Annotated in this window: 14 protein-coding genes; 7 read left to right on the top strand and 7 right to left on the bottom strand. The window is 72.7% G+C overall.

All coding sequences use genetic code 11. The features are described 5' to 3' along the window. The first annotated feature begins 77 nt into the window (after positions 1-77). On the top strand, positions 78-848 hold the full coding sequence (locus ACLJQZ_RS17990) for a hypothetical protein (protein ID WP_410621126.1): 771 nt from the start codon (positions 78-80) through the stop codon (positions 846-848). Positions 849-952: 104 nt separating this feature from the next. Here ACLJQZ_RS17990 and ACLJQZ_RS17985 read toward each other — a convergent pair whose 3' ends face one another. Then, positions 953-1,483 (bottom strand): ArsR/SmtB family transcription factor, encoded by a 531-nt coding sequence (locus ACLJQZ_RS17985; protein ID WP_410621125.1) that lies wholly within the window; start codon positions 1,481-1,483, stop codon positions 953-955. 76 nt (positions 1,484-1,559) lie between these two features. Between ACLJQZ_RS17985 and ACLJQZ_RS17980 the strand changes: the two genes are divergently transcribed. Continuing rightward, on the top strand, positions 1,560-2,789 hold the full coding sequence (locus ACLJQZ_RS17980; protein ID WP_410621124.1) for an MFS transporter: 1,230 nt from the start codon (positions 1,560-1,562) through the stop codon (positions 2,787-2,789). A 3-nt stretch (positions 2,790-2,792) separates the two neighbouring features. On the opposite strand, the gene ACLJQZ_RS17975 is transcribed toward ACLJQZ_RS17980, so the two are convergent. The 5 genes from ACLJQZ_RS17975 to ACLJQZ_RS17955 form a co-directional block, all read right to left on the bottom strand. Beyond that, entirely contained in the window at positions 2,793-4,820 is a 2,028-nt protein-coding gene (locus ACLJQZ_RS17975; RefSeq protein ID WP_410621123.1) for a YcaO-like family protein, read from the bottom strand. Positions 4,821-5,101: 281 nt separating this feature from the next. Further along, positions 5,102-6,538, bottom strand: coding sequence for a DUF1996 domain-containing protein (locus tag ACLJQZ_RS17970; protein ID WP_326950373.1), 1,437 nt, complete (start codon positions 6,536-6,538; stop codon positions 5,102-5,104). Positions 6,539-7,233: 695 nt separating this feature from the next. Continuing rightward, a complete protein-coding gene (locus ACLJQZ_RS17965; protein WP_410621122.1) occupies positions 7,234-7,743 on the bottom strand; it encodes an AAA family ATPase in 510 nt (169 codons plus the stop codon). A gap of 27 nt (positions 7,744-7,770) precedes the next feature. Then, positions 7,771-8,256: a hypothetical protein gene (locus tag ACLJQZ_RS17960; RefSeq protein WP_410621121.1), complete on the bottom strand. Its 486-nt coding sequence runs from the start codon at positions 8,254-8,256 to the stop codon at positions 7,771-7,773. Beyond that, positions 8,253-8,885 (bottom strand): sigma-70 family RNA polymerase sigma factor, encoded by a 633-nt coding sequence (locus ACLJQZ_RS17955; RefSeq protein ID WP_410621120.1) that lies wholly within the window; start codon positions 8,883-8,885, stop codon positions 8,253-8,255. Before ACLJQZ_RS17955 ends, ACLJQZ_RS17960 begins: the two co-directional genes overlap by 4 nt. Positions 8,886-9,130: 245 nt before the next feature. Between ACLJQZ_RS17955 and ACLJQZ_RS17950 the strand changes: the two genes are divergently transcribed. From ACLJQZ_RS17950 to ACLJQZ_RS17935, 4 genes are all read left to right on the top strand, one after another. Further along, positions 9,131-9,538 carry a pyridoxamine 5'-phosphate oxidase family protein gene (locus ACLJQZ_RS17950; protein ID WP_326950370.1) on the top strand — a complete coding sequence of 136 codons (408 nt, stop codon included), beginning with the start codon at positions 9,131-9,133 and terminating at the stop codon, positions 9,536-9,538. A gap of 149 nt (positions 9,539-9,687) precedes the next feature. Continuing rightward, on the top strand, positions 9,688-11,196 hold the full coding sequence (locus ACLJQZ_RS17945; protein ID WP_410621194.1) for a GAF domain-containing sensor histidine kinase: 1,509 nt from the start codon (positions 9,688-9,690) through the stop codon (positions 11,194-11,196). Further along, the gene (locus ACLJQZ_RS17940) at positions 11,193-11,852 is read left to right on the top strand and encodes a response regulator (protein WP_410621119.1); all 660 of its coding nucleotides are present in this window, start codon (positions 11,193-11,195) and stop codon (positions 11,850-11,852) included. The genes ACLJQZ_RS17945 and ACLJQZ_RS17940 overlap by 4 nt, the downstream gene beginning before the upstream one ends. A 120-nt stretch (positions 11,853-11,972) precedes the next feature. Beyond that, the gene (locus ACLJQZ_RS17935) at positions 11,973-12,404 is read left to right on the top strand and encodes a hypothetical protein (RefSeq protein ID WP_247052513.1); all 432 of its coding nucleotides are present in this window, start codon (positions 11,973-11,975) and stop codon (positions 12,402-12,404) included. Between the two features lie 48 nt (positions 12,405-12,452). On the opposite strand, the gene ACLJQZ_RS17930 is transcribed toward ACLJQZ_RS17935, so the two are convergent. Further along, a complete protein-coding gene (locus tag ACLJQZ_RS17930) occupies positions 12,453-13,226 on the bottom strand; it encodes a maleylpyruvate isomerase family mycothiol-dependent enzyme (RefSeq protein ID WP_410621118.1) in 774 nt (257 codons plus the stop codon). 168 nt (positions 13,227-13,394) lie between these two features. Here ACLJQZ_RS17930 and ACLJQZ_RS17925 point away from each other — a divergent pair, with 168 nt between their 5' ends. Continuing rightward, on the top strand, positions 13,395-13,859 hold the full coding sequence (locus ACLJQZ_RS17925; RefSeq protein WP_410621117.1) for a hypothetical protein: 465 nt from the start codon (positions 13,395-13,397) through the stop codon (positions 13,857-13,859). Position 13,860: the final 1 nt, after the last annotated feature.

Raw genomic sequence — 13,860 nt, 5'->3', positions numbered from 1 at the left:
CGCCCGGGCGTTTGTACGAGGCTTGTACCGGCGCTCGTCACTCTGTCGTCACAACGAAAACGACGGAGGACGGACTCATGAGAATTCGCATCGGCAAGCGGGCGGCCGGGGTGGTCGGCCTCGCCGCGGCGATCGTGCTGGTCGGCGCCACCCCGGCGCTCGCGGCCACCGGCATGGTGCACACCGACTCGGGCGCGCCGCTGACCGTGCGCTCGGCGCCGAGCACGGGCGCGAGCTCGACCGGCACGGTCGCCGACGGCACCGCCGTCGACATCGACTGCCAGACCACCGGCGAGTCGGTCACCGGCAAGTACGGCACCAGCACCGTCTGGGATCACGTTCCCGGCGGCTACATCACCGACACGTACGTCTACACCGGATCCGACGGGCGGATCGCGCCGGACTGCACCGACGTCCCGACCCCGCCGGCCTCGACCTGCTCGACCGCCGGACTGGGCGACGCGAACACGTGCGCCCAGGCCGTCACCAAGGCGAAGTCGCGGGTGCACACCACCAACGACCCGGCCTACGACGGCTGGTGCGACCGCATCAACGCCCAGAACTACGGCTTCTCCGCGAGCGGCTCGACCACGGCTTACGTGCACTGGACGCAGATCCCCGGTCAGTACAAGCACGCGGGCAGCACCGACGTCCCGGCCGGCGGCCTGGCGTTCTTCTCCAACGGCGGCTCGGGCCACACGATGATCTCCATCGGCGGCGGCAAGTTCCTGTCGAACGACATCAACGGCGCGGGCACCTACACCGAGACCACGATCGCGCAGATCAAGAGCAAGTGGGGCCAGACCTACCTCGGCTGGTCGCAGCCGTGGTTCAAGGTGAACCACTGACCTCGGTGACCACCTGACGCGCGCTGCGGGCAAAGCCGTGAATGGCACATCGAGGGACTCAGAGTCCCTCGATGTGCCATTCACGGCTTCCGGGTGGAAGCGGGTCAGCTGCCGGGGTTCACGTAGTGCAGCACGAAGATCCCGCCCAGGGCCGGGCGGTCCAGGCGTTCGTGGTCGGTCGCCACGTACTCGTCCAGGACCGCCAGGATGCGGCGGTCCAGTTCCCGGACCTCGCCGGGGGACAGGTGCAGCAGGAACTTCTCGTGCACCGCCACCGACTCCGGGCCCGACGCCCGCAGCTCCTCCTGGAAGATCTCGATCGGCGCGAACCGCGTCTCGAGGTCGGCGCCGGCCAGCGGGCCGTCGAGCCACCACGTCTCGTTGTTCGACCGGTACGGCTTCTCCAGGGCGCCGCTGGTCCCCGTGCGGACCGGGGCCGGCTCCAGCAGTCCGGCGGCGACCAGCTGGCGCACGTGGTGCAGGACCGTGCCGGGATCGCGGTCGAGACGGTCGGCGAGCTGCTTGTTCGTCAGCTCCTCGACCAGGCACATCCGCATGATCCGCAGACGCAGCGGGTGGCCGAGGGCCTTCGCCTCCTGCGGGGTCGCCGGCCGCCGCCGGCGGGGTTCGGTCATGAACGCAGCGTAGTCCATCGATCGAGTTCCGGCACATCGATGGAGAATTCCCCATTGATGTGCAATCCTCCACCACATGGAGATGAAGGGCCTGGGCGGCACCTATTGGCGGCTGTGGACGGCGGCCGGGCTGTCGAGCCTCGCCGATGGCGTCCTGAAGGTCGCGTTGCCGCTGGTGGCCGTCGGCTACACGCGGTCGCCGGCGCTGATCGCCGGGCTGGCCTTCGCCTTCACCCTGCCGTGGCTGCTCTTCGCGCTGCCCGCCGGCGCGCTGGTCGACCGGCTCGACCGCCGGCGGGCGATGCTCGGCGCGAACCTGGTGCGCGGCGGGCTGCTCGCCGTCGTCACGCTCATGACCGTCTTCGGCGGCGGCTCGATCTGGGCCCTGTACGTCGTCGCCGCGGGGGTCGGGTTCGCCGAGACCGTCTACGACACCGCCGCGCAGTCGATCGTCCCGCAGGTCGTCGGGCGGGAGCGGCTCTCGGCCGCCAACGGCCGGATGTACGCCGCCGAGCAGACGGCCAACGAGTTCGCCGGCCCGCCGCTGGCCGGGCTCCTCGTCGCGGCCGGGGTGCTCGCCGCGTTCGTGACGCCGATGGCGTTGTGGGCGGTGGCCGTGGCCGCGCTGCTGCTGGTGCGCGGGACCTACCGGATCGAGCGGCCCGGGCACACCACCCTGCGCGCGGACATCGCCGAAGGTCTCCGGTTCCTGGTGCGGCACAAGGTGCTGCGGACGTTCTCGGTCATGGTCGGCACGTTCAACTTCGCCACCGGCGCGACCTTCGCGGTGTTCGTGCTCTACGCGGTCGGCCCGGGCTCGGCGATGGGCCTGTCCGAGCCGGCCTTCGGGCTGGTGATGGCCACCAACGCGGCGGGCGGCCTCGCCGGGTCGTTCCTCGCCGAACCGGTGGAGCGCCGGCTCGGCCGGATCGGCACGCTCTGGGTGTCCTGGCTCGCCGGCGGCCTCACGATCGGCGTGCTCGCGGTGACGACGAACGCCGTCGCCGTCGCCGCCGGGTTCTTCCTCGGCGGCCTGGGGATCGTGATGTCGAACGTCGTCATGGTGTCGCTGCGCCAGCGCCTCACGCCCGACCGCCTGCTCGGCCGGCTCAACAGCAGCTACCGCCTGGTGGCGTGGGGCACCAAGTCCCTCGGCGCCCTCGCGGCCGGCGTGCTCGCCCAGGCCCTCGGCCTGCACGCGGTGTTCACCGTGATGGCCGTGCCGGCTTTCGCCGTCGTGGCCGGGCTCTTCGTGGTGACGGAGGACGCGCTCACGGCCGCGGAACGCGAAGCCGTACGCGCGTGACCGTCACGCGTGCGGGAACGGGAAGACGTTCAGCCGCTCTTCGGGCAGCGGAGTCGGCCGCCAGCCGAGGTCGACGGCGGCGCGCCGGATCCGCCCGTCGCCCCAGTACGGCGAGCCGGCCGGGAAGCGGGGCACCAGTCCCGGCACGATCGTGTGCGCGGCGTGGAACCCGGCGCTCGCGACGTCCCGCGTGGTCAGGTCGACGCTGATCACCTCGAAGCCCCGGTCCTCGACGCGTTCCCGGTAGGCCTTGAGCCCCCGCTCGCCCACCGACGGCAGCCCCTCCCACCGGCGCACCGGCAGGTCGAGCACCCACGGCGCCACCCGGGTCACGGCCCGCGGGTCGAGGGCCGCGTCGGCGTGCTGCCGCGCGAACCCGTCGGCGAGCGCCTGCTTGGCCGCCTCGAACGCGTCGGGCCGGGTGGCGGCGCCGATGGACAGCCGGCGCCGGGCCCGGTCGAGCACGGCCGCCGCGACGACCGGGACGCCGAACTCGTTGTCCAGCGGGATCAGCGTGACGTCATGGGTGCCGGCGGTGTCGGCGATCAGCGCGCGGAGCTCGGCCGGGACCGGCAGCCGGCGCAACCGCGGCGTGTTGGCCCACCAGAGCATCGTCGTGTCCTGCTCGAGCACCGTTTCCAGGCCCGAGGTCACGGCGTGTTCCCTGCTCGTACCACCGGCGAGGCCGGCGAGCAGGGGATCGGTGAACCGGGCGCCGTCGGGCTCGGGCCGGTCGGAGACGAGGCACGCGGGGACCCACAACGCCTCCCGCGTCGTGTGGGAAAAGGCTTCGATCCACGCGCATTCGGTGTCGGGCGTGAGCGGCGCGAAGGGAAACCCGGGGATGGCGTACTGCCGCGGCGAGTACAGGTTCAGGCGACGCGGGTCGAGCGCGGGCACGCCCTGGCGGCACAGCCGCAGGTAGCTGGCGTGCCGGAGCTCGCGGTCCGCGGGCAGCCAGCTGCCGCAGTAGCGTTCGACGGCCTTGCCGATCGCGGCGTCGCGGGCGACGTCGAAGTCGTGCCACGACGTGCCGACCGCCCGGCGGTCGTTGGCCCAGTCGGCGACCCGGTGCATGTCGGCGACGTCCACGGCGCACACCTTCAGGCGGGCGGGCAGTCCCGGCGCGGGCGGGATCTCGTGGACGGCGGTCACGATGCCGGTCCGGTCGTCGACGAGCAGGTCCGGGCGCGGGCCGTGCGCCGGGATCGCGCGGGTGCGATCCGGGAACGGCAGGACGGGCCGGGAGAGCACGCTCAGCCGGACGGGGTCGAGCTCGAGCTCGCCGGTGGTCGTCTCGGCGGGTTCGCCGGCGAGCCAGCGCTCCAGCTGGACGGCGAGCACGGTCAGCATCCAGCGGGCGTCGATCGGGCGGAACCGCCGCCCGGGCGGCGGGTCGGCGGTGGCGAAGGCGTCGATCACGCGCGGGTCGGGGGCCGCGGACCGCCGCCGGTCGAGCACGTCGGCGAAGTCGGGGCCGGGGCCGCCGGGGGTGATCGCGGGCCCGGCGATGCCCTGGCCGCGTTCGCAGCGGAAGGGCAGCAGCCGTACCCCGCGGTCGGCGCAGAACGCGTCGAGGGCGGTGAGCTCGGAATACGCCGGGTGGGTGAACGCGGCGACGACGACGGCGTCGGCCGGGTTGATGGGGAAAGGACCGTCGACGTCGGAGAGCGTCTGGACCCGCGCGTACCCCGCCGGGGCGAGGATCTGCGCGAGGGGCGCGGTCAGCTCGGGCGTCCCGGCGATGAGGACGGTGGTCGCGGCGACGCGGCTCGCGCCGTCCGTCGCGGGGCGGAGGCCGCCGTCGTCGGTGAGGACGTCGAGCAGGTCCGCGTAGCCGGGGTTCACCCCGGCGAGCAGCTCGGCCCGGGTGCGGGTGCCGTCGCAGCGCGCGATCCACGCGCGGACCTCCGCGGCCGGCACCGGGATCGGGTACTGGCCGCCGTTCGGTGTGATGAGCAGGCACAGGGCCGGCTCGAGGTCGTGGACCTCGACCCCGGTCAGTTCCGGGCGGAAGTCGTCGGAAAGCATGGCGGATCCCTTGTCGGAACGGAGCGTGCCGCGGCCCCGGGAGCGGGGGCCGCGGCACCGGGGATGCTGGGCTGTGACTGCGTTCCCTTCTGTGCGGTTGTGCTGTTGGTGCCAGTTTCGGCCGCGGGCGTGCGCGGTGACGTCTCCTGGAGTGCGATCCGCACGTCCCGGCCCGTGCGGAATCCACGGTCTTCGCGTGCGGGGCGCACGCGAAAGCGCCCCGCCACCCGGAGCGGGCGGCGGGGCGCTTCAGTCTGTCCTTTGTGGTCTGTCCGCTGTGGTCAGGCCCGGCAGGTCCGGCCGCGGTTGACGCAGTTGACCAGGCCGCTCATGATCCGCTGCGACATCACGTTCGCGAAGTCGTCGTGGTCGGAGAGCGGGTTGTGGTGCTCCTGCGGGAACGAGTCCACTTTGTACTGCTTCTTGACCTGGATGTCGTGCGGGATGTCGTAGGTCAGCGTGATCTGCAGCTGCGGCACGGCCTTGAAGCCCTTCGGGCACCAGCCGGCCTGGTCCGGGAACACGATGTGCGTGCGGTGGTTGGCACTGTCGATGTTCTGCCCGTCCCAGCAGCTCGGGAACGTGTGGATGCGCTTGACCTTGCTGTTCTGCGGGCAGATCGGGTACTTGTCGGTGACGCGGTTCTCGAAGCCGCTGCACGTCCAGCTCGCGCGGGCGTTGGCCGGCCCGTTGGTCGACACCTTCGCGTCGCCGTAGAGCACGCGCAGGAACTTCGGCATGGCCACGACCTTGCCCGTCGGGCTGCCCCGGAAGGTGAGCTGGACCTTCTGCGGCCGCTGGATCACGCCGTCGTTCTCGGGCAGCTCGTTGTTCTCGTCCTGGCCCGGCAGCGCGCCGCCCGCGGTGGTGCTCGGCGGGGGAGTCGCGCCGGTGCCCGGGTCCTTGCCCGGCTTCGGCGCGCACGGCGCGAGCCCGCCCAGGTCGCGCGGCTTCTGCGTGAAGCGGCCGATCGCGATGGCGATGCGCTCCAGGATCGCGGCGCGCCGGTCCTTGAGCGGCGTCAGGATCGCGTTGCGCACGAAGTCCGCGCCACCCTGGCCCTGCGTCGAGGCGACGCGCTGGTTGGCCTCGTCGGTCTGGCCGTCGAGCTGGTCCAGGTTGCTCTCGACCTCGGCCATCGCCTGGTCGGGGACGTCCGGCAGCTTGCTGGCGACGTCGGGGCAGGCGACCTGGACGGTCTTCGCCTCCTGGTCGGCCTGGGCCCGGTCGCCGTCCGGCGCCTTCGCGGGCTCGTTCTTCGCCTCTTCCTCGCCGGTGTCGATGCGCACGACCGGCCAGTAGTAGGCGGACTTGTCGCCGTTGCGGCAGGTGGTGCCGGCCTTGACGAGGCTCTTGTTGTTCGAGTCGGCGTTGGTCGACAGGTTGCCGACGTAGTCGTGCAGGTGCTGGGCGCCGTTGCGGACGCCGGGCTGGGCGATGAAGTTGTCGGGGTTGAAGTGGCCGTTCTCGTTGCGGCCGCAGTCGACGGTGAACGTGCCCGTCGCCGCGCCGCTGACCGGCCGCGGGTCGAACTGGTTCGGCGCCACCTTCAGGATGTCGACGAAGAGCGCGGGATCGACCTCGTCGGCGCTGGCCTGTCCGGTGTTGCCGGTCGTGGTGGCGACGACGATGCCGCCGACGGCCATCGCGAGGGCGAGACCGCCGGTGGCGATCTTCGTTCTGCGCGAAAGCCGATGCCGTCCTTGGGTGCGGGACATGGATCCTCCGGGTGTCGGGCTGGCGGGAAACGCGACACTGACCGGTACGAGCCCAGGGGCGTACCAGTCAGGAAAGGCGTCTGCAGGGAGGAACGACGCCCGGCCGCCCACTGACCCGACATCAGTGGGACGTGTGGTCACCTGCCCGTGACCACGCCGTCGACCGGGTGGTTATCGTTCCGTTATGGACGCTACACCGGGGTTTGACACCGGGCAAGAAGGTGTTTCCGACCATCACGAACCGTCAGGTCCGGTTTCCGTTTCCGTAGTCGGACGTGGTCGTGAATGGTCCCCGGAAATGCGCGAAGAATGGCGTGCGCGAATAGCGCCGTGCGCAAACCGCGCTCGCGGCGGCCCGCGGGTGCGTCACGCTGGGTAGCCGTCCGTGTACGCTGGTTGCGCTCTCAAGTAGTTGGTGACGGCGGTCATCCTGGGGCCTGGACCGGGTGGTTGTCCAGCTTCCGGGGGTGTGGCGAAACCCGCGGAAAATTCTTTGAACCGATCCGAACCGGCAGCCGTATCCCTCAGTGAAGCACCTCGAATGCCCACCGGTCGCCGCCCCGGCGATATCCATGGTGTACGCCCGGGACGCGCGATCAACGGGCGTCGCCGCATTCGGTGACGCCGCGACACGCTCTTTGTTCGTCGCCGCCCGGGAATTCAGCGCGGCGCGGCCGGAACCGCGGCAATCGACGTCAAGGCCGCACAGCCGCCTCGATGAGCGCGGCCGCCTCGGCGGCCGACCGCTCGGCGGTGTCGACGACGAGGCGGTCGCGCGTCCAGGGCTCGTACTCCCGGTTCACGATCTGCGGCCACGTCGGCGGCACGTGGCCGGGGATGCCGGTGTCGCGGGTTTCCGCGCGGCGCCGGTGTTCCACCGGGTCCGAGCAGACGATCTCGGTCTCCAGCACCCGCGCCCCGTGCGCCGTTCCGGTGTCGCGCCAGGCGTCCCGGGTGATCTCGAGGGAGTTCACGCACTCGGCGATCACGCTGACGCCGGTCCGCAGCAGGTCCGCGGCGACGTCGTAGGCGACGACGTACCCGACCGGCCCGAGCGGGTTGCCCAGCGGCGTGCTGCGGACGATCGCCTGCTCGATCGTGTCGACGCGCAGGTAGGAGAACCCGGTGCGGCGGGCCAGTTCGGTCGCCACGGTGGTCTTCCCGGACGCCGGCAGCCCGCCGACGACGATCAGCACTGGAGGCACCCGGGCATGATCGCACGGGGCGGCCGGTCAGTCCGGGTATCGCCCGCCGAGCCGTCGCCAGTGCTCGGCCAGCGCCGGCCGCACGGGAGCCGCCAGCACCTCGGCGAGCTGCGCGTCGGCTTCCCGGGCGGTGTTTTCGGTCGCCTTCCGCAGCTTCTCGTCGAGCTGGGCGGCCAGCTCGACCGATCCCGGGTAGGCCTGCTCGATCAGCCGCATCGCGACGCTCTCCCGGAGGCCCGTCTGGGCGTCGTCGATGGCGAGCTGATCGCTGCGCAGGCCGTCGGCCCGGCCCAGGTCGTCGGTGTGCCGGGCGTCGAGGACCAGCCCGGCCGGCGACGCCACCCCGTGGCGGACCGCGATCCGCAGCAGGTCGGCACCGAAGGCCAGGTCCGCGGGCGCCCACGGCAGCCCGTCCAGCTCGGCCGGGGCGCGCGAGACCGCGTCGCCGGGCGCGGCGCACCAGGACACGGTGCCCGGCGGGCACAAGCGGTAGAGCATCCGGGGTCCCGTCACGAAGTGGATTCGGCGCTCTTCTTCGCCCGCAGGTTCCGCCGCAGGGTCGTGAGCGCCCGGTGCTGGGCCACGCGGACCGCGCCCGCGCTGGTCAACCCCACCGCCACCGCCGTCTCCTCCGCGGTCATGCCCAGGATGATGCGCAGCACCAGGATCTCGCGCTGGCGCGGCGGGAGCGTGTCGAGCAGGCCGGACGACCAGTCGAGCGCGGCCGCGCGCTGGACCTCCTCGCCCGTCGGATCCGTGCCTTCCGCGCCCTCCGAACGGCCGGCGGGCGGGTCCGCGACCGGGCTGGTGCGGTCGCGGGAGCGGCGGCGGTGGAAGTCGGCGACCTTGTGCGCGGCGATGCCGAAGACGAACGGCAGGAACCCGTCGAGCTCGTACCGGTAGCCGGGCAGCGCGCGCACGACCGCGAGCAGCACCTCCTGGGCGCAGTCCTCGGCGTCGGACGAGCCGTCCTGCCACGAGCCGAGCCGGCCGAGGCAGTAGCGGAAGACGATCGGCCGCAGGTCGCGCAGCAGCCCCGCCACCGCGGCCCGGTTGCCGGCGACGGCCTGCCGGACGAGCGCGGTGTCGAGCGACAACGTCGCCGCGGGCGGGGAGTCACCCCCGGCGGAATGCGGCGGCATCGGCCTCACCTCTCCTCTCGGACGCACGCCGGCAACGGACGGTCACGACGGTAGGTCGCGACGCGTGTCCGCCACACCGGCCGGGCGCCCGTGCGGACCCGGGTCTTTCGGCACTGGCGGACGGCGCCGTCGTGTGGGTTCGTAGCCGGGCCGCGCGTGGCCGGGTCGAACGGCCCTACCGGCGACCCTCGGCAACGGATCACGCTGGTGGCCGGGAATATTCACAGGAGAAGCACAGGGACGAGATGGCTGACGATGTGGGCTTCGGGCTCTTGCTCGACCGGGCGCAGTGCCTCGCGCTGCTCCGGACGGCGAGCCTCGGCCGGGTGATCTTCACCCACCGGGCGATGCCGGCCGTCCGCCCGGTGCGGTTCACCGTCGTCGGGGAGAGCGTCGTGTTCGCCGTGCCCGAAGGCAGCCCCCTCTACGCCGGCGCGCGCGACGCCGTCGTCGCGTTCGAGGCCGACGACTTCGCCGCCGACCTCGGCGCGGGCTGGTTCGTCAGCCTGCTCGGCCGGGCCGGCGAGTTCCGGGACTCCTCGGCCGCGGAAATCGCCTGCCTCTGCCCGTGTCCGTCCCAGGCCGGGCGGCGGTTCCTGCAGATCCCGGTCGAGGCGATAACCGGTCACCGCATGGCCTGCCCGGCCGAGTAACAACGCCGTGGCACCGAACGACCCACCGGATGGACGAACCGGCTTGGGCCGACACGGGCAGTGACCTGTGGCACCCTTGACGGCCCGGGGAGACCCCCGGGAGTGGGCGACGCCAGCGGAGTCAACTGGAAGTGGCGGACCAAATCGGCATGCCGGCGATCCTCGCCGCGGTGGCCGGGATCGCGCGGGAGCTGGAGATGCCGGCGTTGCTGGAACGCGCGGTGACGACGGTGTGCGAGCTGGTCGGGGCGCGCCACGGCCGCGTCGAGGTGACCGGACCCGAGGGCGGCGTGGCCGAGTACGGCCGGCCCGGCACGAGCGACGGCGCGGTCGAAATCCCCGTGCGCGCCGGGCCGAAGATCTTCGGCACGTTCCGGATCGAGCCCGGCGAAGGCGGCTTCGCCGGCCGCCGGCGCGAAGTGCTGGGCGCGCTCACCGCGGCGACCGGGATGGCCGTCGAGAAGGCGCTGCTCGTCGACGGGATGCGCCGCCGCGAACGCTGGCTCGAGGCCTCCTACGACGTCACCAAGGCCCTGCTCGGCACGCAAGGCCTGCGCGCCACCCTGCGGCTGATCGCCGAACGCGCCCGCGTCGTGGCCGGCGGCACCGGCGGCGCGATCGCGCTGCCCGCGGGGCCGGGCCTGCTGGTGTTCGACGTCGTCGAGCCGCCGGGGGAGGACTCCGACCGCCTCACCGGGCTGACCATCCCGACCGAGGGCACCGCGACCGGGATCGCGTTCACCACGCGCCGGCCGATCGTCGTGCGGGACTACGGCGAGCACGTCCAGAACGAGCAGCGCGACCGCACCGGGCCGATGCCCGCGATGATCAAGGACCTGGACTCGGCGATCTCGGTGCCGCTGATCGTCGGCGAGGAGACCCTCGGGGTGCTGCTCGTGGCGAAGTTCCGCGACCGCTCGCCCTTCACCGACTCCGACGTCCAGCTGGCCGAGACGTTCGCCGGGCACGCCGCGCTCGCCGTCGAGTTCTCCCGGGCGCAGGAGGCCCGCCAGCAGCTCGCGGTCTTCGAGGACCGCGACCGGATCGCCCGCGACCTGCACGACCTGGTGATCCAGCGGCTGTTCGCGACCGGGCTCGGGCTCGAAGGCGTCAGCAGGCTGATCTCGGACCCGGGGGTCGGCGCGCGCGTCGCCGGGTTCGCCCACGACCTCGACGGCACGATCCGCGAGATCCGCAACAGCATCTTCTCCTTGCAGGCGCCCGCGCAGGCGCAGGGCAGCCTCCGGGCCGAGCTGCTGCGGGTGGCGGTCGACGCCCGGGACACGCTGGGCTTCGAACCGCGCGTCGGCTTCGACGGTCCGCTCGACGCCGCCGTGCCGGACGCGGTCCGCTCCGATCTGACCGCGTCGCTGCGGGAAGCCCTGACGAACGTCGCCCGCCACGCCGGCGCGACGTCGTGCTCGGTCGAGGTCACCGTGGACGGTCTCGGCACGCGGCTGGGCCTGGTGGTGCGCGACGACGGGATCGGGCCGCCCCCGGGCCCCGGGCGGGTCAGCGGGCTCGCCAACCTGGCGGCCCGGGCCGCGCGGTGGGGCGGGACGTGTGCGCTGGTGGCCGCCGACGACGGCGGCTCCCGGCTGGAATGGACGGCCGGGCTGCCGGCCCGGTCCGCCGGCGAACAGGGGACTGCGCGATGACGATTTCGGTGTTCCTGCTCGACGACCACGAGCTGGTCCGCACCGGGCTGAAGACCGTCTTCGAGTCCGAGACGGACATCGAAGTGGTCGGCGAGGCCGGCACGGCCGCCGAGGCCCTGGTCCGGATCCCGCAGGTCCGGCCGGACGTGGCCATCCTGGACGTCCGGCTGCCCGACGGCCAGGGCGTCGAGGTCTGCCGCGAGATCCGCTCGACGCTCGAGCCGCCGCCCGCCTGCCTGATGCTCACGTCCTATTCGGACGACGACGCCCTGTTCGGCGCCATCATGGCCGGCGCGGCCGGGTACATGCTCAAGCAGGTCTCCGGCCGGTCCCTGATCGACGCCGTGCGCACGGTGGCCGTCGGCGGCTCGCTGCTGGACGCCACGCTCACCGCGTCCGTCATGAACAGGTTGCGGGGGGAGACGGCCTCGGCCCCGGATCCGCGGTACGAGCAGCTCAGCCCGCAGGAGCGGCGGGTGCTCGACCTGGTGGCCGAAGGCCTGACCAACCGGCAGATCGCGGAACGGCTTTTCCTGGCGGAAAAGACCGTGAAGAACTACGTTTCTTCCGTGCTGCACAAGCTCGGCGTCGAGCGGCGGACGTCGGCCGCGGTCTACGTGTCGCAACGGCGCAACGAACCGGGACGATCGGGCTGATCTCGCGACCGATCGGACGAAACCGGTGGGGCGTCCGACGTATCTGGGCGCGAATGGAGTACACCTGTCGGGGTGACCGCACGGGCCGCACGGGACTCGTCGCGGGGTGGAGGGGACGGCATGTCGGGGTTTTCGAGCGGGGACTACGTCACGCAGCAGATCCACGCGCTCGCGAAAGCGGTGCGCGAGGAAGGGGCCGGCGGCGTCGGCACCCACAGCTTCCAGCTGGCCGAGCACCTGGCCGCGGAGGGCGGCGTCCACCGCGGCGACATCCTGACCGCCACGGCGACGCTGCTGGCCATGACGGCGTGGTGCGACGGCGCGGCCGACGCGGCGCTGCGGTTCGCGGAACTGGCGGGCGAGTGTGACGACGACTCCCGCGAGCTGGTGACGCACCTGCTGACGCTGGAGATCGGCGCCGATCAGGGCTGGCTGCCGGAGGCCCAGGTGGAGGCGCTGCTGGAGTACGCCCGCCGCAACCGGCGGCGCGACCTCGTGACCCGGGTGCAGGCGCTGGCCACGGGCCCGGGAGGCCGTCACCGCCGGGACTAGCTCGACCGACCCGCGGCCTCTCGGCCACCGACCTTTGTCAGACGCGCCCTACCGCTCCGGGTCCCACTCCACGAGCTGGTCGAAGAGCCGCCGGTTGCCGTCGAGCGTGAGGGAGTCCAGCGGAATCCGGCCGTAGAAGGCCAGGACCAGGTCATGGGCCGTGCCCCGGGCGGTCGCGTCCGGGGCGTCGCCGGCCGCGGGTGCCGGCAGGCGCTCGGCCCGTGCGCCGTCGGCGGCGAGCCGGTGGCGCCAGGACCGGCCCTCGGCGGCGTGGTAGTCGACGACCGCGGGCTCGTGCGGCCAGGCGACCGTCGTGGTGGAGAAGGTGGACAGGAACTCCTCGGCACCGTCGAGGGCCACCTCGTCCGGCAGCGGCCGCGGCGCGCCTGCGGTGACCTGGGCGTCGTAGGTGTGCACCGCGACTTCGTGGAGCTGGCGCCGGGCGACGGCACCGCAGGTCAGCGGCGACTGCGTCGTGCCCCACCACGCCCAGCAACCACGATCCGGCCCGGCCTCGCGCAGCGCGTCGAGCAGCTCCCGCGTCGACGCGGCCGACCAGGCCAGCAGAGCCTCGCGCTCCCGGGGCGGCGCCGAGGCGTCCCGCGGTGCGGCCTTGGCCGTGGCACCGGGCCCGGCGGCGATGGTGGCCGCCCAGGCGTTGCGGCCATCGCCCAGGTGCCGCACCAGGTCGAACAGCGTCCACTCGGGACAGGTCGGCACCCGCACGTCGAGGCCGGGCGCGGCGCCCACCGCGGCGCGGAAGGCCGCCGAGCGTTCGTCGATCAGCTGCAGCAGGTCGGGGAAGTCCAGGGTGGTGTGCACCCCGGGTGTCTAGCACCGTGCTCCGGCGCCCGGCCAGCGATTTCCGCGGCCGGCGCCCTGACCTGCGAGTTGCAGGATTCTCGCAAGGAAGCCTGCACCTCGGTCCGCCACCCTGACGCCGAGGCCCCGCCTGAACCGGGCGCGGCCCGCCGAGGGTGGAGGTTCCAAGTGGAGATCAGGAGACGGATCGCGACCGCGGTCGCGGTCATCGGGCTGGTGGCGACCACCGTGTTCGGTGGCGCGGCCACGGCGTCGGCCCAGACATTCCCGGACAAGGCGCCGCCCGGGTACGCGGGCCCGTTCCCCACCTGCAAGGGGGCCTTCCTGGAGCAGATCGACATTCCGCAGACCACCGGTTACATCAAGGTCTGGTACTCGTCCGCGGGCAGCGGCACGTTCTGCGCGATGACCTTCGACAACCTCGACGGCAACCACCACATCGAAGTAGTCCTCCAGCACGCCGGCTGGACGACCCAGTGGTACGACTCCGACGACGACTACGAAACCTACGCGGGCGGGATCTACGTCTCCGACGCGAACACCCTGTGCGCGAAGGTCTACGGGGAAGTGACCGTGAACGGGGTGCCCCACCCCAGCGGGTGGAACACGATCTGCAAACCACCGGCGGCGTGAC

The sequence above is a fragment of the Amycolatopsis sp. cmx-8-4 genome, assembly GCF_046548675.1.
In the GTDB taxonomy this organism is placed as follows: Bacteria; Actinomycetota; Actinomycetes; order Mycobacteriales; family Pseudonocardiaceae; genus Amycolatopsis.
Note: the sequence above shows the minus strand (reverse complement) of the source record. Positions and strands in the feature narration are given on the sequence as shown.